This is a genomic window from Pseudomonas cerasi, from assembly GCF_900074915.1.
Taxonomy (GTDB): Bacteria; Pseudomonadota; Gammaproteobacteria; order Pseudomonadales; family Pseudomonadaceae; genus Aquipseudomonas; species Aquipseudomonas cerasi.
This window is the reverse complement of the sequence record NZ_LT222319.1, coordinates 3,408,205-3,428,590: the sequence shown is the minus strand read 5'-3', so window position 1 is coordinate 3,428,590 and position 20,386 is coordinate 3,408,205. Positions and strand designations below refer to the sequence as shown.

At 57.7% G+C, this 20,386-nt stretch carries 26 protein-coding genes, 1 tRNA gene and 1 pseudogene; 21 read left to right on the top strand and 7 right to left on the bottom strand.

The annotated features are described in order from the left end of the window. Positions 1 to 65: 65 nt before the first annotated feature. The 3 genes from PCPL58_RS17765 (at position 66) to map (ending at position 1,396) form a co-directional block, all read left to right on the top strand. Complete coding sequence (locus PCPL58_RS17765) at positions 66 to 263, top strand: hypothetical protein (RefSeq protein ID WP_065350056.1); 198 nt, start codon at positions 66 to 68, stop codon at positions 261 to 263. 87 nt (positions 264 to 350) lie between these two features. After that, positions 351 to 608, top strand: coding sequence for a ParD-like family protein (locus PCPL58_RS17760; protein WP_065350055.1), 258 nt, complete (start codon positions 351 to 353; stop codon positions 606 to 608). Continuing rightward, the gene (gene map, locus PCPL58_RS17755; RefSeq protein ID WP_003433008.1) at positions 605 to 1,396 is read left to right on the top strand and encodes a type I methionyl aminopeptidase; all 792 of its coding nucleotides are present in this window, start codon (positions 605 to 607) and stop codon (positions 1,394 to 1,396) included. Before PCPL58_RS17760 ends, map begins: the two co-directional genes overlap by 4 nt. Positions 1,397 to 1,470: 74 nt before the next feature. Here the strand turns inward: map and PCPL58_RS31550 are convergent, their stop codons facing one another. The 3 genes from PCPL58_RS31550 to PCPL58_RS17740 form a co-directional block, all read right to left on the bottom strand. Beyond that, entirely contained in the window at positions 1,471 to 1,707 is a 237-nt protein-coding gene (locus PCPL58_RS31550; RefSeq protein ID WP_003366986.1) for a DUF6555 family protein, read from the bottom strand. A gap of 222 nt (positions 1,708 to 1,929) precedes the next feature. Further along, positions 1,930 to 2,631 (bottom strand): endonuclease, encoded by a 702-nt coding sequence (locus PCPL58_RS17745; protein WP_024663346.1) that lies wholly within the window; start codon positions 2,629 to 2,631, stop codon positions 1,930 to 1,932. Between the two features lie 4 nt (positions 2,632 to 2,635). Continuing rightward, positions 2,636 to 2,887, bottom strand: coding sequence for a DUF1654 domain-containing protein (locus PCPL58_RS17740; protein ID WP_003366989.1), 252 nt, complete (start codon positions 2,885 to 2,887; stop codon positions 2,636 to 2,638). A 139-nt stretch (positions 2,888 to 3,026) separates the two neighbouring features. Between PCPL58_RS17740 and PCPL58_RS17735 the strand changes: the two genes are divergently transcribed. The 8 genes from PCPL58_RS17735 (at position 3,027) to PCPL58_RS17700 (ending at position 10,419) form a co-directional block, all read left to right on the top strand. Then, on the top strand, positions 3,027 to 3,251 hold the full coding sequence (locus PCPL58_RS17735; protein ID WP_003433005.1) for a YgdI/YgdR family lipoprotein: 225 nt from the start codon (positions 3,027 to 3,029) through the stop codon (positions 3,249 to 3,251). 193 nt (positions 3,252 to 3,444) lie between these two features. Beyond that, positions 3,445 to 4,404 carry a sugar ABC transporter substrate-binding protein gene (locus PCPL58_RS17730; RefSeq protein ID WP_003366993.1) on the top strand — a complete coding sequence of 320 codons (960 nt, stop codon included), beginning with the start codon at positions 3,445 to 3,447 and terminating at the stop codon, positions 4,402 to 4,404. Between the two features lie 53 nt (positions 4,405 to 4,457). Continuing rightward, the gene (locus PCPL58_RS17725; protein WP_065350054.1) at positions 4,458 to 6,011 is read left to right on the top strand and encodes a sugar ABC transporter ATP-binding protein; all 1,554 of its coding nucleotides are present in this window, start codon (positions 4,458 to 4,460) and stop codon (positions 6,009 to 6,011) included. Further along, the gene (locus PCPL58_RS17720) at positions 6,008 to 7,000 is read left to right on the top strand and encodes an ABC transporter permease (RefSeq protein ID WP_003366998.1); all 993 of its coding nucleotides are present in this window, start codon (positions 6,008 to 6,010) and stop codon (positions 6,998 to 7,000) included. Before PCPL58_RS17725 ends, PCPL58_RS17720 begins: the two co-directional genes overlap by 4 nt. Position 7,001: 1 nt before the next feature. Then, a complete protein-coding gene (locus PCPL58_RS17715) occupies positions 7,002 to 8,018 on the top strand; it encodes a LacI family DNA-binding transcriptional regulator (protein ID WP_065350053.1) in 1,017 nt (338 codons plus the stop codon). Positions 8,019 to 8,048: 30 nt separating this feature from the next. Further along, positions 8,049 to 8,969 carry a ribokinase gene (rbsK, locus tag PCPL58_RS17710; RefSeq protein WP_058416612.1) on the top strand — a complete coding sequence of 307 codons (921 nt, stop codon included), beginning with the start codon at positions 8,049 to 8,051 and terminating at the stop codon, positions 8,967 to 8,969. Then, on the top strand, positions 8,966 to 9,370 hold the full coding sequence (gene rbsD / locus PCPL58_RS17705) for a D-ribose pyranase (RefSeq protein ID WP_003350274.1): 405 nt from the start codon (positions 8,966 to 8,968) through the stop codon (positions 9,368 to 9,370). The genes rbsK and rbsD overlap by 4 nt, the downstream gene beginning before the upstream one ends. 23 nt (positions 9,371 to 9,393) lie before the next feature. After that, entirely contained in the window at positions 9,394 to 10,419 is a 1,026-nt protein-coding gene (locus PCPL58_RS17700; RefSeq protein WP_065350052.1) for a nucleoside hydrolase, read from the top strand. Positions 10,420 to 10,441: 22 nt separating this feature from the next. On the opposite strand, the gene PCPL58_RS29710 is transcribed toward PCPL58_RS17700, so the two are convergent. Then, positions 10,442 to 10,636 (bottom strand): hypothetical protein, encoded by a 195-nt coding sequence (locus PCPL58_RS29710; RefSeq protein ID WP_003367008.1) that lies wholly within the window; start codon positions 10,634 to 10,636, stop codon positions 10,442 to 10,444. A gap of 309 nt (positions 10,637 to 10,945) precedes the next feature. On the opposite strand from PCPL58_RS29710, the gene PCPL58_RS17695 reads away from it, so the two are divergent. Next, positions 10,946 to 11,287 (top strand): I78 family peptidase inhibitor, encoded by a 342-nt coding sequence (locus tag PCPL58_RS17695; RefSeq protein ID WP_065350051.1) that lies wholly within the window; start codon positions 10,946 to 10,948, stop codon positions 11,285 to 11,287. Between the two features lie 65 nt (positions 11,288 to 11,352). Here PCPL58_RS17695 and PCPL58_RS17690 read toward each other — a convergent pair whose 3' ends face one another. Next, positions 11,353 to 11,565 (bottom strand): cold-shock protein, encoded by a 213-nt coding sequence (locus PCPL58_RS17690; RefSeq protein ID WP_003315566.1) that lies wholly within the window; start codon positions 11,563 to 11,565, stop codon positions 11,353 to 11,355. A gap of 295 nt (positions 11,566 to 11,860) precedes the next feature. Continuing rightward, a complete protein-coding gene (locus tag PCPL58_RS17685; RefSeq protein ID WP_065350050.1) occupies positions 11,861 to 12,166 on the bottom strand; it encodes a hypothetical protein in 306 nt (101 codons plus the stop codon). 349 nt (positions 12,167 to 12,515) lie between these two features. On the opposite strand from PCPL58_RS17685, the gene thrS reads away from it, so the two are divergent. The 9 genes from thrS to PCPL58_RS17640 all read left to right on the top strand — a co-directional run bounded on the left by thrS (position 12,516) and on the right by PCPL58_RS17640 (position 19,966). After that, positions 12,516 to 14,438, top strand: coding sequence for a threonine--tRNA ligase (gene thrS / locus PCPL58_RS17680; RefSeq protein WP_065350049.1), 1,923 nt, complete (start codon positions 12,516 to 12,518; stop codon positions 14,436 to 14,438). Beyond that, positions 14,438 to 14,989 (top strand): translation initiation factor IF-3, encoded by a 552-nt coding sequence (gene infC / locus PCPL58_RS17675; protein WP_170846037.1) that lies wholly within the window; start codon positions 14,438 to 14,440, stop codon positions 14,987 to 14,989. Before thrS ends, infC begins: the two co-directional genes overlap by 1 nt. A 60-nt stretch (positions 14,990 to 15,049) precedes the next feature. After that, complete coding sequence (rpmI, locus tag PCPL58_RS17670) at positions 15,050 to 15,244, top strand: 50S ribosomal protein L35 (protein WP_002553160.1); 195 nt, start codon at positions 15,050 to 15,052, stop codon at positions 15,242 to 15,244. A gap of 29 nt (positions 15,245 to 15,273) precedes the next feature. Continuing rightward, positions 15,274 to 15,630, top strand: a complete 357-nt coding sequence (gene rplT, locus PCPL58_RS17665; protein ID WP_002553161.1) for a 50S ribosomal protein L20 — start codon at positions 15,274 to 15,276, stop codon at positions 15,628 to 15,630. Between the two features lie 104 nt (positions 15,631 to 15,734). Continuing rightward, positions 15,735 to 16,751, top strand: coding sequence for a phenylalanine--tRNA ligase subunit alpha (gene pheS, locus PCPL58_RS17660; RefSeq protein ID WP_065350048.1), 1,017 nt, complete (start codon positions 15,735 to 15,737; stop codon positions 16,749 to 16,751). A gap of 28 nt (positions 16,752 to 16,779) precedes the next feature. Then, complete coding sequence (pheT, locus tag PCPL58_RS17655; RefSeq protein WP_065350047.1) at positions 16,780 to 19,158, top strand: phenylalanine--tRNA ligase subunit beta; 2,379 nt, start codon at positions 16,780 to 16,782, stop codon at positions 19,156 to 19,158. Between the two features lie 3 nt (positions 19,159 to 19,161). Then, the gene (ihfA, locus tag PCPL58_RS17650) at positions 19,162 to 19,464 is read left to right on the top strand and encodes an integration host factor subunit alpha (protein ID WP_002553164.1); all 303 of its coding nucleotides are present in this window, start codon (positions 19,162 to 19,164) and stop codon (positions 19,462 to 19,464) included. Next, positions 19,445 to 19,801, top strand: a complete 357-nt coding sequence (locus PCPL58_RS17645; RefSeq protein ID WP_003315559.1) for a MerR family transcriptional regulator — start codon at positions 19,445 to 19,447, stop codon at positions 19,799 to 19,801. The genes ihfA and PCPL58_RS17645 overlap by 20 nt, the downstream gene beginning before the upstream one ends. An 88-nt stretch (positions 19,802 to 19,889) precedes the next feature. Further along, positions 19,890 to 19,966 (top strand) — tRNA-Pro (locus PCPL58_RS17640). Between the two features lie 82 nt (positions 19,967 to 20,048). Here PCPL58_RS17640 and PCPL58_RS32110 read toward each other — a convergent pair. Then, positions 20,049 to 20,350: pseudogene (locus tag PCPL58_RS32110) on the bottom strand (tyrosine-type recombinase/integrase); the annotation flags it as partial. Positions 20,351 to 20,386 lie beyond the last annotated feature (36 nt).

The following is a 20,386-nucleotide window of genomic DNA, read 5'->3' as shown; positions in this document are numbered from 1 at the left end:
TCTTGTATCGGCGCGCAGTTCAAAATACTGTATGCATGAACAGTAAGGAACGAATGAGGTCTGTCATGTCCCTTAAGTCAGCGCAAAGCCCGGTTGCTCAACAACATCGCATGCTCTCTGCAGCCAATGAAATGCAGCATGAGGATTTTCTCCAGTTGGCGGCCGCACTGCGCCAGTTCAATGCCTACGAGCCAGAGGTGTCGATAGTCATCGCGGCTGCCCGCGCGGGCGGCGAATACCGCCAGGCTGGCTCGATGGAATAAGGTGGCTGATCACAGCCACGGCACGTCTCGGGTTGATTGTGAGTATACGCAGCGTATATGCTTCATATATTCAGCTTGAGGTGAATCATGGGTCTGGTAAAAATTTCTGAAAACATGCACGCCAATCTGCGCTCTGCCAGCGTTGCGCTCAGCCGCTCGATCAATGCGCAGGCCGAGCACTGGATGCGTGTCGGTATGCTCGCTGAACTGCACCCGACGCTGGATTACAGCGAGATCTGCCAGATGCTGATCCGTCACGAAAATGCCGGTGAGACCGTGCTGACTGCTTCGAACTTCAACGTCTCGGAGCTTTCGGCTTCCAGCCTTTCCAAGGCGGTCTCATGAGCAGCGCTATCGGTCTCAAGACCGAACAGGACCTCGTGCAACTGCGCATAGCCGGCAGACTGGCTGCCGATGTACTTGCGATGATCACGCCTTACGTCAAGGCGGGCGTCAGCACCGAAGCGCTTGACGACATCTGCAACGAGTACATCGTCAAAGAGCTGAAAGTGATTCCTGCGAATGTGGGCTATCACGGTTTTACCAAGACCACCTGCATCTCTCCGAACGCCGTGGTGTGCCATGGCATACCTTCTGCCACCGATATCCTCAAGGAAGGCGATATCGTCAATATCGATGTCGCGGTCATCAAGGACGGCTGGTATGGCGATACCAGCCGTATGTACCTGGTGGGTGAGGTCAGCCCCCTGGCCAGGCGTCTGGTCGAGACGACCTATGAGGCAACCCGCGCCGGTATTCATGCTGTGCGTCCGGGTGCAACCCTGGGTGATATCGGTTACGCCATCCAGAGCGTCGCTCACCGCGAAGGTTTCAGCGTAGTGCGTGAATATTGCGGACACGGCATTGGGCGCAAGTACCATGAAGAGCCGCAGGTTTTGCACTACGGTGCGCAGGGCAAAGGCCTCAGGCTCAAGCCGGGCATGGTGTTCACCATTGAACCGATGATCAACGCGGGCAGGGCGGGCACCCGGACGTTGCCGGATGGCTGGACGGTTCTGACCAGCGACCTTTCACTGTCTGCGCAGTGGGAGCATATGGTTGCCGTCACCTCGACCGGTTTCGAGCTGCTGACGCCGTGGCCTGACGGCACAGGCGCTTACCCTGCCATTTGATCCGCAAGGGTCTGGCAATGCATGGGAACAATGGCCTTTTCGAAGGCCATTGTTGTGTTGAACAGGACGATGTTTCAGGCTTGTAGCGAAGCCCTTCTCCAATGCACCTGCGTCACGCCAAAACGCTTTGCCTGCAAGGTTGCGACGCCTATCGGGCCTGCGGATATATTGCCGCTCACGGTCCCGACACCTGCATGCAGGGTCGCACAATGTAAGGCGTCGCTCTGGCACAGTTGCGTTGCCTGATGCAGAAAGCAGTGAGGTTGGCCATTGAATTGATAGTGAATTTCAAATTCCGTTTGATGATTCATCTTCCCTGCCTGCTAACGTGATAATCAGCCTGACTGTTTTGGGCGTATGCACGACAGGGGGCCTCCCGATCACGCCTTTGATTCCAGAGAGTAGACCGAAAATCGTAGCGTTCATGGATTGAGTTAACAGATGTCCGATAAGTGGTTTTGGATTCACTCAAGCGCGTTAATCAATGGCCGAGCAATCATCCGTTTGAGGGCTCGGCCTTTGATCAAGCTTAGTTATTTACACGACTTCAGGTCTACCGGGCCTACAAAATCATTACCACGTCCCATGACACAGGCGACCTGCTGGTTACGCTGGCGCTCCCATGCCTGGGGCGGATAGGTTTTATCCCAGGCCTGATAGAGCTGCTGGTCCTGGCGCGAGAGGCGCAGATTGTACTGTTTGCTCATGTAGAAGTAGGTGCGCGCGATCATGCCGCGTATCGAGGGGCGAGGCATGACCTTTTTGGCCTTGAAATCCACCTGTGTCAGGCATGAACCGTACTGGCCCTTTTGCTCGGGTATCCAGCCAAAACTGAAGTTGCTGCGGTCACCGTTGACCTCGCCGATGCTCGGTACCAGATTGTGCAGGTCTGCCTCGGCGCGTTTGTAAATCGGGTCAGTTCGAGTGCAGTTCTTGCGCCCGCCGTTCTGCCAGCATTGGCGCAAGTGGCCGATCTGCCAGGCAGGCACAATGTGCTCCCATTCGATACGGCTGGCCCGTTTGGCGCTCTTGCGCGGGACATAGCCGCAGCCCGCGAGGTCGACCCGATTGCCGGTGTATTTGCAGCCGCAGTAAAACTCGGTCGACTGCGGTGCATACAAGCCCCAGGCAACTTTCTTGGCTTCGCTGAAGGTGCGCGGGGCTTGTGCCTGGGCGGCGAATGAGGCGGTGATGAGCAGGGTGGTGCAAAGCAGTGTGGGAAATCGAAACGTCATGCCGTCAGTCTTCCTTCGGCAACGTCCAGAATATTTGCACGCCACCGTCGTCGCGCCAGGCGAGGGTGACATTGTCGTTCTCGGCTATTTCTTCAAGGAGTTGCGCCCAGTCGTCCTCTGCCTCGTCTGGCTGACGAAAGAGCAGGGCAGCCCTGGATTTCTGTGCGGTGGGCGAGTTGATGATCTTCTGTACCCGCATGCCCATGCGCTCGTAAGGGCCGGGAATGGAAGGGGTCGCTGCGCTTTGTTTTGCCACGGAAAAAGGTCCCTGAATATTGCTGTACGGGCATACAGTATTTCAGTGTCGGATCTTTCGCAACATCTATGTAAGATAAAGCGCTCGAAGTGGCACACTATTGCCTTGAAAAAACACCCTGACGTTTCTGGAGTCACGCATGAATATCAAGTCACTGGCATTTCCGTTACTGGCCTCGGCAGTTGTGCTGCTGGCAGGCTGTTCCACGCCCTCGGTCGTCACGCTGCAAAACGGTACTCAGTACGTGACCAAAGACATGCCCAAGACCAAGACACGCGACGGTTTCTACGAGTTTGAGGATATCTCCGGCAAGACCGTCCGGATCAAGGCTGATGATGTAGCGACGGTCAAACCTGAAGAGTGAGACCCTACTGATCGTGACGCCCGTTCCCCGCGCTAGCGGGGGCGGGCAGCTCGGTAAGATTTAATTTCAGGTGGATTGACAAAGGTTGCAGCTTTTTCCATAGTTCGCTCCTCGCAAACGTTTGCGCGTCGATGCCCGGCATCGATTCTGCGCCGTTCGCCCGAACAATAATCACAAGATCGGAGATGAACTCATGAAGCTGCCATTCGCTGGACGCCTTCTCGCTGTCGCCATGTTTGCTGCCGTCACGGCAGTCATGCCCCTCTCTACCGTCTATGCCCAGACGCCTGAAAAACCCAAGGTCGCACTGGTCATGAAATCGCTGGCCAACGAGTTCTTCCTGACCATGGAAGACGGTGCCAAGGCCTACCAGAAAGAACATGCCACCGAATTCGACCTGATCTCCAACGGGATCAAGGATGAGTCCGACACGTCCGCGCAAATCCGCATTGTCGAACAGATGATCGCCTCCAACGTGAATGCGCTGGTGATCGCACCAGCCGACTCCAAGGCGCTGGTACCGGTGCTCAAGAAAGCCACCGATGCCGGAATCAAGGTCGTCAACATTGACAACCAACTCGATGTCGACGTGCTCAAAAGCAAGAACCTGCAAATCCCGTTCGTAGGGCCTGACAACCGCAAGGGTGCCAAGCTGGTGGGCGACTATCTGGCCAAGAAACTGACCGCTGGCGACGAGGTGGGCATCATTGAAGGTGTGTCGACCACCAATAATGCTCAGCAACGCACCGCCGGTTTCAAGGACGCCATGGACGAAGCGAAAATGAAAGTGGTGTCCACGCAGTCCGGTAACTGGGAAATCGACAAGGGCAACGCTGTGGCCTCGGCGATGCTCAACGAATACCCGAACCTGAAAGCCTTGCTGGCCGGTAATGACAGCATGGCGCTGGGCGCCGTCTCTGCAGTGCGTGCGGCAGGCAAGGCTGGCAAGGTCATGGTCGTGGGCTACGACAACATCAATGCGATCAAGCCGATGCTCAAGGATGGCCGGGTTCTGGCCACGGCCGATCAGTACGCAGCCAGGCAGGCGGTCTTCGGCATCGAAGCTGCCCTCAAGCTCGTCAAAGGCGAGAAGGTCGACACTAACGACAAGGGCGTGATCGAAACGCCGGTGCAACTCGTTACTCAACCTTGATCCACGCCGTGTAAAGGTGCCCGTCCGCAGAGGACGGGCGCTGGGAGAAATGTATGTCAGCGTCTGCTCAGACAGCTGTTCTTTCGGTCAGTGGCATCGGCAAAACCTACGCACAGCCCGTACTTGGTGACGTCGACCTGACGTTGATGCGTGGCGAAGTGCTCGCCCTGACCGGGGAAAACGGTGCCGGTAAAAGCACCTTGTCGAAAATCATCGGCGGGCTGGTAACCCCTACCACCGGAAACATGGAGTTCCAGGGCCAGCCTTATCAGCCTGCAAGTCGTACCCAGGCCGAAAAACTCGGCATTCGCATGGTCATGCAGGAGCTCAACCTGCTGCCGACCCTGACCGTGGCCGAAAATCTGTTTCTTCATGACCTGCCCCGCAGGGCCGGCTGGATCGACCGCAAGCGCTTGCGCGAAAACGCGATCGAGGCCATGGCCCAAGTGGGGCTGGACGCCATTGATCCCGACACGCTGGTCGGAGAATTGGGGATCGGCCACCAACAGATGGTCGAGATCGCCCGCAACCTGATCGGCGACTGTCACGTCCTGATTCTCGACGAACCCACTGCCATGCTCACCTCGCGCGAAGTGGAAATGCTCTTCGAGCAGATCACACGGCTGCAGGCACGTGGCGTCTCGATCATCTACATCTCCCATCGGCTTGAAGAGCTGGCCAGGGTGTCCCAGCGCATCGCCGTGCTGCGCGACGGCAAGCTGGTGTGTGTCGAGCCGATTGTCCGATACAACAGTGAGCAACTGGTGACCCTGATGGTCGGCCGTGAGCTCGGCGAGCATATCGACATGGGCGCCCGGCAGATTGGCGAGGTGGCGCTGTCGGTCAAGGGGCTCAATCGCGCCGGCAAGGTTCAGGATGTGTCCTTCGACGTGCGTCGAGGTGAAATCTTCGGTATTTCCGGGCTGATCGGTGCCGGGCGTACCGAGTTGTTACGCCTGATCTACGGTGCAGACGTTGCCGACAGCGGTGACATCGAAGTCGGAAAGCCGCTGCGGAAAGTCTGCATTCGCTCGCCAGCCGACGCGGTGGAGCAGGGTATCGCGCTGATCACGGAAGACCGAAAGAGCGAAGGCCTGCTGATGTCGCAATCGATCAGCGCCAACATTGCGCTGGGCAACATGCATTCGATTTCCAGTGCGGGCATGGTCAACAGCGACGACGAGCTGAAGCTGGCGCAGCGCCAGGTAGCGGCCATGCGCATTCGCAGCTCCAGTCCGGGCCAATTGGTCTCCGAGCTGTCGGGTGGCAATCAGCAGAAGGTGGTGATCGGTCGCTGGCTGGAACGTGACTGCACGGTGATGCTGTTCGACGAGCCGACACGGGGCATCGACATCGGTGCCAAGTTCGATATCTACGCGCTGCTGGCCGAATTGACCCGTCAGGGCAGGGCGCTGGTGGTGGTTTCCAGTGATCTGCGCGAGCTGATGCTGATCTGTGATCGTATCGGCGTGCTGTCTGCCGGTCGCCTGATCGACACGTTCGAACGCGACAGCTGGACCCAGGACCAATTGCTGGCCGCTGCCTTCGCCGGTTATCAGAAACGTGACGCGCTGCTCAATGATGCGGCGCCCAGGAACGACTCATGAAAAATACTCCTTCTCCGACGCTGACTGTGCCAGTCCGTCGCGGCGGCAACTACTTTGGTCTGGGTACCTACATCGGGTTGGCCGGTGCGTTGCTGGTGATGATTGTGCTGTTCTCGCTGCTCAGCGATCACTTCCTGTCCTACCAGACCTTCAGCATGCTCGCCAACCAGATCCCGGACCTGATGGTGCTGTCGGTCGGCATGACGCTGATCCTCATCATCGGCGGCATCGACCTGTCGGTCGGCTCGGTGCTTGCCCTGGCCGCTTCGGCGGTCAGTGTGGCAATCCTCGGCTGGGGCTGGAGCGTGTTTCCGGCGGCGCTGCTGGGCATTGCCTGTGCGACGCTGGCGGGTACGGTCACCGGTTCGATCACGGTCGCCTGGCGCATCCCGTCGTTCATCGTGTCTCTGGGCGTGCTGGAAATGGCCCGTGGCGCGGCCTACCAGATGACCAATTCGCGTACCGCCTACATCGGTGATTCGTTCGCCTGGCTGTCCGATCCGATTGCCTTCGGCATTGCGCCGTCCTTCATCATCGCGTTGCTGATCATCTTCGTCGCTCAGGCAGTATTGACCCGGACCGTTTTCGGTCGCTACCTGATCGGCATCGGCACCAACGAAGAGGCCGTGCGTCTGGCGGGTATCAATCCCAAGCCTTACAAGATTCTGGTGTTCTCGCTGATGGGGCTGCTGGCCGGTGTCGCGGCATTGTTCCAGATATCCAGGCTAGAAGCCGCCGATCCGAATGCCGGCGCCGGGCTTGAACTGCAGGTCATTGCAGCCGTTGTGATCGGCGGCACCAGCCTGATGGGCGGACGCGGTTCGATCATCAGCACCTTTTTCGGTGTGCTGATCATTTCCGTGCTGGCCGCAGGCCTGGCGCAGATCGGTGCGACCGAGCCGACCAAGCGGATCATCACCGGTGCGGTGATTGTGATCGCTGTGGTACTGGACACCTATCGCAGCCATCGGGCTCGGCGCCAGGGCTGATATGGCAACCATCAAGGATGTCGCGGCCCTGGCGGGGATCTCGTACACCACGGTTTCCCACGTGTTGAACAAGACCCGGCCGGTGAGCGAGCCGGTCAGGCTCAAGGTCGAAGCCGCCATTGCACAGCTCGATTATGTCCCCAGTGCAGTGGCGCGTTCGCTGAAGGCCAAGACCACCTCGACCATCGGCCTGTTGATTCCCAGCGGCATGAACCCGTATTTCGCCGAATTGGCGCGGGGCATCGAGGATTACTGCGAGCGCAACGGTTTTTGCGTGATCCTTTGCAACTCCGATGATAATCCGGAGAAACAGCGTGGCTATCTGCGCGTGCTGCTGGAAAAGCGTGTCGACGGTCTGATTGTTTCTTCGGTGGGGGGCGATGCCGGTATTGCAGGTGGCCTTGCCGAGGTTCGTACGCCGTTGGTGATCGTTGACCGGGAACTGGACGGTATCGATGCCGACATGATCCGTATCGACCATGAGCAGGGCGCTTATCTGGCGACTCGGCACTTGCTGGACCTCGGGCATCGCGCCATTGCCTGCATCGGCGGGCCATTACACAGCACAGTGGCCGAGATGCGTCTGGCGGGGTACCGGCGCGCCCTGCAGCAGGCGTCCGTTCAGGCCCGGGCCGAATGGGCGGCGCACAGTGAGTTCACCAGCTCTGCCGGTCATGAGGCAGCGTGTCAGCTTCTGGCAGCGCATCCGCCAACGGCGATTTTTGCCGGCAACGACGTCATTGCCATCGGCGTATTGCGCGCCGCCGCCGAGCGCTTGATTCGCGTGCCTCAGGACCTGTCGGTGATCGGTTTCGATGATATCCAGATGAGTCGCTATGTTTATCCGGCGCTGACCACCGTGGGGCAGTCGATCATGCAACTGGGCGAAACCGCCGCAGAAATGCTGCTGAGCAGAATCGCCACACCCCATGGGCTTCCTGCCGAAAAAAGACTCGTGACGCCCAGCGTCGTGGTGCGCGAGTCCACGGCAGCGCCCACTACTTTGTCCAACGAATGACGCGCACGCGCAGCAACGTATTAATGAGCCATGCAAGCAAAAATAGTGATAGTGGGCAGTCTGAACATGGATCTGGTCATCCGCGCCCAGCGTCTGCCGCGTCCCGGCGAGACCTTGAGCGGGGAAACATTTGATACCGTGCCGGGCGGCAAGGGTGCGAATCAGGCGGTTGCTGCGGCACGTCTGGGTGCCAGCGTAGCGATGATCGGTTGTGTCGGGGCTGATGCCTACGGTGAGCAACTGCGTGCGGCGCTGCTGGCCGAGCATATCGATTGCCAGGCGGTGACCGTCGTTGAGGGTGTGTCCACCGGGATCGCCTCGATCGTGGTCGACGCCAACAGCCAGAACGCTATTGTCATCGTGGCCGGTGGCAATGGTCGGCTCAGTCCGGCATTGATCGAGCGCTTCGATGCGCTGCTGGCGGATTCGCAAATCGTCATCTGCCAGCTCGAAGTGCCGACCGAGACCGTTTTCCATACCCTGGCCCGCGCACGTGCGCTGGGCAAGACCGTCATTCTCAATCCTGCGCCGGCCAGCGAGCCGCTGCCGGCAAGCTGGTATGCCCTGATCGACTACCTGATCCCCAACGAAAGCGAAGCGCAGACCCTGACCGGTGTCAGCGTTGACTCACCGGCGGCCGCTGAAAACGCGGCTTCGGCGATGCTGGCGGCCGGCGCGCGCAACGTGATCATTACCCTTGGCGAGCGCGGAACCCTGTTCGCCAATGCGTCTGGCGTTGAGCATATTCCCGCACGTCGTGTGCAGGCCGTGGACACCACCGCTGCAGGTGATACCTTTGTCGGCGGTTTTGCGGCGGCATTGTCCGCAGGCCATGGCGAATTGCAGGCAATTCGTTTCGGTCAGGCTGCGGCGGCCATCTCCGTCACCCGAGCGGGTGCCCAGCCGTCCATCCCGACGTTCGAGGAAGTACAGGAATTCAATTCGCTATGAAAAAGACCCCGCTACTCAATATTGCCCTGTCCCGCGTGATTGCATCGCTGGGTCACGGTGACATCCTGATGATCGTCGACGCCGGCATGCCAGTACCGGCGGGCGTCGAATTGATCGACCTCGCGCTGACCCGCGGTGTGCCGGATTTCATCAGTGTGCTGGATGTCGTGCTGAGTGAAATGCAGGTTGAAAGCCACGTATTGGCCAACGAGATGGCCGAGATCAAGCCGCCTGCGTTGCAGGTGATCGAAAGCCTGAATCTGGACGACCAATTGGGGCAACAACGCTGGATAAGCCATGAAGACCTCAAGGTCTTGAGTCGCAAGGCCAAGGCAATCATCCGTACCGGAGAATGTCAGCCGTACAGTAATGTGGCGCTGGTATCCGGAGTCGTCTTCTAGTTATTCAAGAAAGGGAGTTTCATATGACATTGATACAGTTTTCCAGACAGTTCATTCGTGGAGCGTTGCTCTTGTCCATCCTCGGTACTGCCGCTGTCCAGGCGGCTGAAAAGCGCGATCTGATCATCGATACCGATCCAGGTGCGGATGATGTCGTCGCGCTATTGTTGGCGCTGGCGTCACCTGAAGAGCTGAACGTGATGGCTATCACCACGGTGGCTGGTAATGTGCGCCTCGACAAGACCTCGCGTAACGCCAGGCTGGCGCGGGAATGGGCCGGGCGCGAAGAGGTGCCTGTGTATGCCGGTGCGCCCAAGCCGTTGGTGCGTACACCAATCTATGCCGAGAACGTTCACGGTCAGGAAGGCCTGCCGGGTGTACCCGTGCATGAGCCCGCCAAGGGGTTGGCCGAAGGCAATGCCGTCGATTACCTGATTCGCACCCTGAGTAAGGCCAAGCCGCACAGCATCACCATCGCCATGCTCGGCCCGCAGACCAACCTGGCGCTGGCGCTGGTGCAGGCTCCGGAAATCACCCAGGGCATCAAGGAAGTGGTGGTCATGGGTGGCGCGCATTTCAACGGCGGTAATATCACTCCGGTTGCCGAATTCAACCTGTTCGCCGACCCGCACGCCGCGCAGATCGTTCTGGCCAGTGGTGTGAAGCTGACGTACGTGCCGCTGGACGTGACCCACAAGATTCTCACCAGTGAACAGCGCCTCAAGCAGATCGCCGCACTGGGCAATAATGCGGGCAAGCTGGTGGACGGCATTCTCAATGAATACGTCAAGCTGGACATGGAGCATTACGGTTTGCCCGGCGGACCGGTACACGATGCCAGCGTGATTGCCTGGCTGCTCAAGCCTGAGTTGTTTTCCGGACGGCAGATCAACGTCGCAGTGGACACCTGTGAGGGTATCGGTTTCGGTCAGACAGTGGCCGACTGGTACGGCACACTCAAGCAGCCGCAGAACGTATTCTGGGTCGAGAACGGCGACGCTCAGGGGTTCTTCGATCTGCTGACCGAGCGTCTGGCGCGCCTCAAATAATCACGCATTCTGAAGCCGCGTATCAGGCGGGCAATCCTGCCGTGGCGTAGCGGCTCAGCACTTGGCTGATGAAGGCACGGGCACCCTCGGTGCCCAGTTCCTTGATCAACAGGTCAACTGCGATGATCATCAGTTCTTCCGGATTCCCGGGGCTGTGCGAGCAATGGCCCTGAGGCCATCTGGCCTTGATGTCTGCGTCTAGGGTTATGGCTGTCATGTCTGTCTGATCTCCAGTGAAGGGTCACGCACACGCTGCTCGCTTCCCGGCGCTTGTGTCTCTGGCAGTAAACCATCCAGTGCGCATTTTGACACTCCTACTTACATATGATCCTGATAGCCCGCTTCAATGCGCATCGGCGATAAACGTTTTGTGACGATTTCTTCGCGCGCCCTGTGTCATGCCAAGGCAGACTCCCGGTCCAGGCAGATCAACAGGTTACACAAGGCATGTCGGTCGGACCGTGCAACCAACGCGCCTTAGCGCGGTCGGACAGGTCTGGAAATGTTCATTGGCAGAGGAGGGTGTATGCCCCGGAAATTCGCAACATTGGGTTTTGTGGTCGTGGCTTCATTGATGGCAGGCTGCAGCAGTACGGCTTCGGATAGCAGTGCCAGTGCTGAGGCGCCCGTCAAGGCCGACGCGCCCGCCAGCAACGCGATACCTGGCCGTTGTGATGCAGGGCTTGCCCAGTTCGCTGTCGGCAAGCAGGCTTCCATAGACCTCCTTTCTCAAGTCCGCACCCGTTCCGGTTCGCAGGATGCGCGCATTCTCGGTCCTGACGACATGGTCACGCTGGAATACCGGTCCGAGCGGGTAAACGTCAACACCGATGCGTCGGGGAAGGTGACCCGTATCAATTGCGGTTGAGCCGATACTTTCTTCCGCGCATAAAAAAACCCCGTCAGTGACGGGGTTTTTTTGTGTCAGGTGAATCAGGCCACCTGAACTTCTTCTGCTTGCATGCCTTTCTGGCCTTTAGCAGCAACAAAAGTAACGGTCTGGCCTTCTTTCAGGCTTTTGAAACCGTCGCTCTGGATTGCTTTGAAGTGTACGAACAGGTCGTCACCGCCACCTTGTGGAGTGATAAAGCCGAAGCCTTTTTCATCGTTGAACCATTTTACGGTGCCGGTTTGGCGATTAGACATGGTGTATCTCCAGAAACATAATTTTCAGTAACGTGCTGCTCAGGCCAACTGGGCACACCGAGCTATCATAGTCGAAATGTGCAAAAAAACAGCTATTAAGGTGGGCGCTTTGCGTAAAGGTCCCGTATATGCAGTTCACCATACTCCGCAAAGCGCCCTCCGGCGTGCCAGACCCGGTACTGAACGGGCTGTGGCAATAGCGCTTAACGCCATGATTTCAATGGCTTTCAGAAGGCGCTGGGCCAACTGCTATCAGTGCCCGGCGTGCGCGTTTTACCCCGGCTGAAAAAAATGATTATTTTGTCGCCGTGCAGTTCTCTGCGACCAGTTTTTGCAGTTTTCCCGTCAATGCAGCCGGTGGCGCTGTCTTGGTGTACTTGAGCGAGGCTATTTCCTTGTCGGTAAAATGACTGTCCACCTGTTTTGCACCGCATTCGCAGTGAGTCGTTGCAGTCTTGTCATCCAGCCCCTGTTTCTTGGCCGCAGCCACGCATTCCTGAGTGAAGGTAGTGCGTGTCGTTCCGTCCATTGCGGCGTGAGCACCCAGAGGGATAAGGGCGGCGCTGCAGAGGAGGAGGCTGGTCAGGCGTGAAAACTTCATGGTGTTCTCCTTGATTGCTGGAAAAAACGTTCGGGGTCTCGATGGTTTCTGACGCCCATGAAGCCTGCCAGTTCAGGTGGTGTGCCAATTCCATTTCATTTGCGTGGATGTGCATCCTGGCCGGTCTGGCTGTGTTAGGATGCGCGTCCTGTTATTTTCAAGCGCCCCATGGCCAATGGCTTTCGGTGCCGCGCAGGCAGGTTTTTCGTACATTCCAGTCATCTGGTCCGGTTTAAGGTTGGCCCCAAGGCTCCTGCCACTGTGAGGCAGGCATACCACCGGATCACGTACTGGCTCGTCCCAACCCACGTGACCTTTGGTAGGGGTCACCACTAGGAGAGGAGGCGCCATGCCAACTATTACTCTTCCCGACGGCAGTCAACGTTCATTCGATCATGCGGTTTCCGTAGCCGATGTCGCGCTTTCAATCGGTGCCGGTCTGGCCAAGGCCACCGTCGCCGGCAAGGTCGACGGCAAGCTCGTCGACGCCTGCGACCTGATCGAAAACGATGCCAGCCTGCAGATCATCACCCCCAAGGATCAGGAAGGACTGGAAATCATCCGTCACTCCTGCGCGCACCTGGTAGGGCACGCGGTCAAGCAGTTGTATCCGACTGCAAAAATGGTCATCGGCCCGGTGATCGACGACGGCTTCTATTACGATATCGCCTACGAGCGCCCGTTCACGCCTGACGATATGGCGGCGATCGAGCAGCGCATGCAGCAGTTGATCGAAAAAGATTACGACGTCATCAAGAAAGTCACCCCGCGCGCTGAAGTGATCGAGGTGTTCACCGCCCGTCACGAAGATTACAAGCTGCGTCTGGTCGAAGACATGCCGAACGAGCAGGCCATGGGCCTGTATTACCACGAAGAATACGTCGACATGTGCCGCGGTCCGCACGTGCCGAACACTCGTTTCCTGAAGTCATTCAAGCTGACCAAGCTGTCTGGCGCCTACTGGCGTGGCGATGCCAAAAACGAGCAGCTGCAGCGCGTCTACGGTACTGCCTGGGCTGACAAGAAGCAGCTGGCGGCCTACATTCTGCGCATCGAAGAAGCCGAAAAACGCGACCATCGCAAGATCGGCAAGCGTCTTGGCCTGTTCCATACCCAGGAAGAAGCGCCGGGCATGGTCTTCTGGCACCCACAGGGCTGGACCCTGTATCAGGTGCTCGAGCAGTACATGCGCAAAGTGCAGCGTGAAAACGGCTACCTCGAGATCAAGACCCCGCAAGTGGTCGATCGCTCGCTCTGGGAAAAATCCGGGCACTGGGCCAACTACGCCGACAACATGTTCACCACCGAGTCCGAAAGCCGCGACTACGCGATCAAGCCGATGAACTGCCCTTGCCACGTGCAGGTGTTCAATCAGGGCCTGAAGAGCTACCGCGAGCTGCCGATGCGTCTGGCCGAGTTCGGTGCCTGTCACCGTAACGAGCCGTCGGGTGCCCTGCACGGCATCATGCGCGTGCGCGGCTTCACTCAGGACGATGCACACATCTTCTGTACCGAAGACCAGATGCAGGCTGAGTCCGCCGCGTTCATCAAGCTCACGCTGGATGTCTATGCCGATTTCGGCTTCAAGGATATCGAACTCAAATTGTCCACTCGCCCTGAAAAGCGTGTAGGCTCCGACGAGCTTTGGGATCGTGCCGAATCGGCGCTGGCTTCCGCACTCGACAGCGCAGGTCTGCCTTATGACCTGCAGCCGGGCGAGGGCGCGTTCTACGGTCCTAAAATCGAGTTCTCCCTCAAGGATTGTCTCGGTCGGGTATGGCAGTGCGGCACCTTGCAGCTGGACTTCAATCTGCCGATCCGCTTGAGTGCCGAGTACGTGTCGGAAGACAACAGCCGTAAGAATCCGGTCATGCTGCACCGCGCAATTCTCGGGTCTTTCGAGCGTTTCATCGGGATTCTGATCGAGCATTACGAAGGCGCGTTTCCGGCCTGGCTGGCACCCACCCAGGCAGTGATCATGAATATCACTGACAAACAGGCCGATTTTGCCTTCGAAGTGGAAAAAACTCTGGCCGAAAGCGGGTTTCGTGCCAAGTCCGACTTGAGAAATGAAAAGATCGGCTTTAAAATCCGTGAGCATACTTTGCTCAAGGTTCCTTATCTCCTCGTGATTGGAGATCGGGAGGTTGAAATGCAAACTGTCGCTGTGCGTACACGTGAAGGCGCTGACCTTGGCTCGATGCCGGTCGCCCAATTCGCTGAATTCCTCGCACAAGCGGTTTCCCGGCGTGGTCGCCAAGATACGGAGTAATTATTATTAAGCGTGAAATGAGACAAGATAAACGAGCTGCACCCAAGGCCCCGATCAATGAAAATATCTCGGCCCGCGAGGTTCGTTTAATTGGCGCTGACGGCGAGCAGATTGGCATCGTCTCGATTGATGAAGCGCTTCGTATTGCCGAAGAGGCGAAGCTGGATCTGGTAGAGATTTCTGCCGACGCAGTCCCTCCGGTCTGCCGTGTGATGGATTACGGCAAATCGATCTTCGAGAAGAAGAAGCAGGTTGCTGCAGCGAAGAAGAACCAGAAGCAGATCCAGGTTAAAGAAATCAAGTTTCGTCCAGGGACGGAGGAAGGGGATTACCAGGTAAAACTACGCAACCTGGTACGTTTCCTGAGTGACGGGGACAGGGCCAAGGTATCGTTGAGATTCCGCGGTCGTGAGATGGCCCACCAGGAGCTGGGTATGGAATTGTTGAAGCGGGTTGAAGGTGACCTGCTCGAATACGGTTCCGTCGAACAGCATCCTAAGATGGAAGGACGCCAGCTGATCATGGTCATCGCCCCGAAAAAGAAGAAATAACCACCAGGGCACGGCAGGCCTTGCGGTTATATTTATCAACTGAATGCGGAGTATCCGAACATGCCAAAGATGAAGACTAAAAGTGGTGCAGCTAAGCGGTTTTTGAAAACCGCCAACGGCATCAAGCACAAGCACGCTTTCAAGAGCCACATCCTGACCAAAATGTCGACAAAGCGTAAGCGTCAATTGCGCGGTAGCAGCTTGCTGCATCCGTCTGACGTGGCAAAAGTCGAGCGCATGCTGCGCCTTCGTTAATTTTGATCAAGATATAGAGGAAGTAACTCATGGCTCGTGTAAAGCGTGGCGTCATTGCCCGTAAGCGTCACAAAAAAATTCTGAAACTTGCAAAAGGTTACTACGGCGCGCGTTCACGCGTATTCCGTGTTGCCAAGCAAGCGGTAATCAAGGCAGGCCAATACGCCTACCGTGACCGTCGTCAGAAAAAACGTCAGTTCCGCGCTCTGTGGATCGCTCGTATCAACGCTGGTGCTCGTGTTAACGGTCTGTCCTACAGCCGTTTCATTGCCGGCCTGAAAAAAGCGTCCATCGAGATCGACCGTAAGGTTCTGGCTGATCTGGCAGTGAACGAAAAAGCGGCGTTTGCTGCGATTGTCGAGAAAGCTAAAGCCACCTTGGCCTAAGTCCCCGACAATCACTTGCCCCGGTTCTCCGGGGTCGGTGTTAAACGTCATAAATAGGGGAAGAGCCTTCAGCTCTTCCCCTATTTTGTATCTGGAGTCTGTACATGGAAAACCTGGACGCGCTGGTCTCTCAAGCTCTTGAGGCTGTGCAAAGCGCCGAAGATATCAATGCCCTGGAGCAAATCCGGGTTCACTACCTCGGCAAAAAAGGCGAGTTGACTCAGGTGATGAAGACCCTGGGGAACCTGCCAGCTGAAGAGCGTCCGCAAGTCGGTGCGCTGATCAACGTTGCCAAGGAACGTGTCACAGAGGTTCTCAATGCACGCAAGGCATCGTTTGAGCATGCAGAACTGACTGCCAGGCTCGCAGCCGAATGCATCGATGTGACCCTGCCGGGCCGCGGTCAGACCTCCGGTGGTCTGCACCCGATTACCCGTACTCTGGAACGTATCGAACAATTCTTCACGCACATCGGCTACGGCATCGCCGAAGGCCCTGAAGTCGAAGACGATTACCACAACTTCGAGGCGCTCAACATCCCAGGCCATCACCCGGCCCGGTCGATGCATGACACCTTCTATTTCAATGCGAACATGCTGCTGCGCACCCATACCTCACCGGTACAGGTCCGCACCATGGAATCGCAGCAGCCGCCGATCCGCATTGTCTGCCCAGGCCGTGTGTACCGCAGCGACTCCGATATTACCCACTCGCCGATGTTCCACCAGATCGAAGGTCTGCTGGTCGATCGCGACATCAATTTTGCCGATCTGAAAGGCACCATCGAAGAATTCCTGCGGGTGTTCTTCGAGAAAGAGCTGGCCGTGCGCTTCCGTCCTTCGTATTTCCCGTTCACCGAGCCCTCGGCGGAAGTGGATATGGAATGCGTCATGTGCAGTGGCAAGGGTTGCCGCGTCTGCAAGCAGACTGGCTGGCTTGAAGTCATGGGCTGCGGCATGGTCCACCCGAACGTGCTGCGCATGTCGGGCATCGACCCTGAAGAGTTTCAGGGCTTCGCGTTCGGCATGGGCGTAGAGCGTCTGGCCATGCTGCGTTACGGCGTCAATGATTTGCGCCTGTTCTTCGACAACGATTTGCGGTTCCTCGCGCAATTTCGCTAAGTCGTAACGAACCTTTCAGGAGAGCAGGATGAAATTCAGTGAACAATGGCTGCGCGGCTGGGTAAGCCCGCAGGTTTCCCGCGACGAGCTGGTTGCTCGTCTGTCGATGGCCGGTCTTGAGGTTGACAGCGTGACGCTGGCCGCCGGCGTTTTCAGCGGCGTGGTGGTGGGTGAGGTGCTGAGCACCGAGCAACATCCCGATGCCGACAAGTTGCGTGTGTGTCAGGTCAGCAATGGCAGCGAAACCTTTCAGGTTGTCTGTGGTGCGCCAAACGTGCGTCCGGGCCTGAAAATTCCATTTGCCATGATCGGCGCCGAGCTTCCGGGCGATTTCAAGATCAAGAAAGCCAAGCTGCGTGGCGTCGAGTCCAACGGCATGCTGTGTTCGGCTGCCGAGTTGCAGGCCGGCGAGGGCAATGATGGCCTGATGGAGCTGGCAGCCGATGCGCCAGTCGGTCAGGACATTCGTGTCTATCTGAGCCTGGACGATGCCAGCATCGAGGTCGACCTGACCCCTAACCGTGGCGACTGCCTGTCGGTGGCAGGCTTGGCGCGTGAAGTCGGCGCGTTGTACGCCACTGACGTCACCCGTCCGCAGATCGCTGCTGTCAGCGCTGTGCACGATGAAGTGCGCCCGGTTGAAGTCCTGGCTCCAGCAGCTTGCCCACGTTACCTGGGCCGCGTCATCCGCAACGTCGATCTGTCGCGTCCGACTCCGCTGTGGATGGTCGAGCGTCTGCGTCGTTCTGACGTGCGCAGCATCGATGCCGCTGTCGATATCACCAACTACGTGATGCTCGAGCTGGGGCAGCCTCTGCATGCTTTCGATCTGGCCGAAATCAACGGTGGCATTCGTGTACGCATGGCCGAGGAGGGCGAGAAGCTCGTTCTGCTCGACGGTCAGGAAGTCAGCCTGCGTGCCGACACGCTGGTCATTGCCGACCACCAGCGTGCTCTGGCAATTGCCGGTGTCATGGGTGGCGAGCACAGCGGCGTAACTGCCGGTACTCGTGACATCTTCCTGGAAAGTGCTTTCTTCGACACCATCTCGGTGGCTGGCAAGGCGCGTTCCTATGGTCTGCACACCGATGCCTCGCACCGTTACGAGCGTGGTGTTGACTGGCAGCTGGCCCGTGAGGCCATGGAGCGTGCGACTGGCCTGCTGCTGGAAATCACCGGTGGTGAGGCTGGTCCGATAACAGAAGTGGTCAGCAAACAGCATTTGCCATCGATTGCTCCGGTTACGTTGCGCGCCAGCCGCGTCGAGCAGATGCTCGGTCTGGTGATCGAAAACGCCGAAATCGAGCGTCTGCTGATAGGTCTCGGCCTGGCTGTGACTGCCGAAGCCGACGGAAAATGGCGTGTCGAAGTGCCAAGTCATCGTTTCGATATCAGCCTTGAAGTCGACCTGATCGAAGAGCTGGCGCGTCTGTACGGCTACAATCGCCTGCCGGTCCGCTATCCACAAGCCCGTCTGGCTCCCCAGGCCAAGGCCGAAGCCAAGGGCGATCTGCCTGAGCTGCGCCGCCTGCTGGTTGCCCGCGGTTATCAGGAAGCGATCACCTACAGCTTCATCGACCCGAAATGGTTCGAGCTGTTCACGCCGGGCGCCAAGCCCTTGCTGCTGGCCAACCCGATCTCCAATGACATGGCAGCCATGCGTGCCTCGCTGTGGCCTGGTCTGGTCAAGGCGCTTCAGCACAACCTCAACCGTCAGCAGGATCGTGTGCGGATGTTCGAAAGCGGCCTGCGCTTCGTCGGTCAGCTCGACGGCTTGAAGCAAGAGCCGATGCTGGCCGGCGTTGTCTGCGGCAGCCGCCTGCCTGAAGGCTGGGCGCAAGGTCGCGATGCAGTCGATTTCTTCGACGTCAAGGCTGACGTTGAAGCCGTGCTGGGCTTTGCCGGTGCGTTGGGCGAGTTCACCTTCACGCCGGGGCAGCATCCTGCCTTGCACCCAGGTCAGACGGCTCGCATCGAGCGTGATGGCCGTGAAGTCGGTTTCCTGGGCGCCATTCACCCGGAATTGTCGAAAACCCTGGGGCTTGATCGTCCCGTGTTTGTTTTCGAGCTGGTTCTGGCGGAAGTGTCCACCGGCTGTCTGCCGAAATTCCACGAGCTGTCGCGCTTCCCTGAAGTGCGCCGCGACCTGGCACTGCTGGCTGATCGGGATGTTTCGGCCAGTGCGGTTCTGGACGTTATTCGTGAAAATGCAGGCGAGTGGCTCACAGACCTCAGGTTATTTGATGTTTACCAGGGTAAAGGCATTGATCCGCATAGAAAAAGCCTTGCAGTCGGCTTGACCTGGCAGCATCCATCACGCACTCTTAATGACGATGAGGTAAACGCAACGACACTTGCTATCCTCACCTCGCTTGAGGAGAGGTTAAACGCCACGTTAAGGAAGTAGCGTATGGGGGCTCTGACTAAAGCTGAGATGGCCGAACGTCTGTACGAAGAGCTGGGCCTGAATAAACGGGAAGCCAAGGAACTGGTCGAACTGTTTTTTGAAGAAATCAGGCACGCTCTGGAAGATAACGAGCAGGTGAAGTTGTCAGGTTTCGGCAACTTCGACCTTCGAGACAAGCGCCAGCGGCCTGGGAGAAATCCCAAGACCGGTGAAGAGATTCCGATTACGGCGCGCCGTGTGGTCACCTTTCGTCCAGGGCAGAAGCTGAAGGCCCGAGTTGAGGCATATGCTGGAACCAAGTCATAACGACGAGCTGCCGCCGATCCCCGGCAAACGCTACTTCACCATCGGTGAGGTCAGCGAGCTCTGCGCGGTAAAACCGCACGTTCTGCGTTATTGGGAGCAGGAGTTTCCTCAACTCAACCCCGTCAAGCGGCGCGGAAACCGTCGGTATTATCAGCGCCAGGACGTGCTGATGATCCGCCAGATCCGCGGCCTGCTCTACGATCAGGGCTTCACCATCGGTGGCGCCCGACTTCGTCTCACCAGCGGTGAACCGAAGGATGATACTCAGCAGTACAAGCAGATGATTCGGGAGATGATTGCCGAGCTGGAAGACGTACTCGTCATGCTCAAGGCGTAATTGAGCAGTCAGGATACTTCCAAAATTCAAATGCTTAGGGTATATTCCTCAACGTTTTCGCAGGTTGCAAAACAGATACACGCCTAGTCGGGGCGTAGCGCAGTCCGGTAGCGCACTAGCATGGGGTGCTAGGGGTCGAGTGTTCGAATCACTCCGTCCCGACCATATAATTCAATGACTTAGCCACCTTCGGGTGGCTTTTTCATTTCTACCCCAGTGAAATTTCGAGTGACCTTGGGTTTTTGACCTACACTTGCCTCCTCTTCAGAATCACCAGCGCTGGTGCGCGTGAATCGGTTACTGATACCTTGTTTGCCGCTGCAATAAGCTGATCCAGCTCCGCTGTCGAGTAGTGGGTGTTGATACTCCGTTCTTGTGCCCGAGAAAAGCTTTCCGGTCTTCATCGGTAACGCCAGCGGCACGCAGCCGTCTTCCAAATGAATGCTTGAGGTCGTGGATGCGGATCCTCGCGAAACCTTCTCGCGCTGCTTGCTTACACATAAAATTCTGTCGCTTTTTATAAGAGGCGCGGCCCCGTGCCAGCGTCCACATCCAGCCGCTCGGAATAGCCAAGAGCTGTTACCT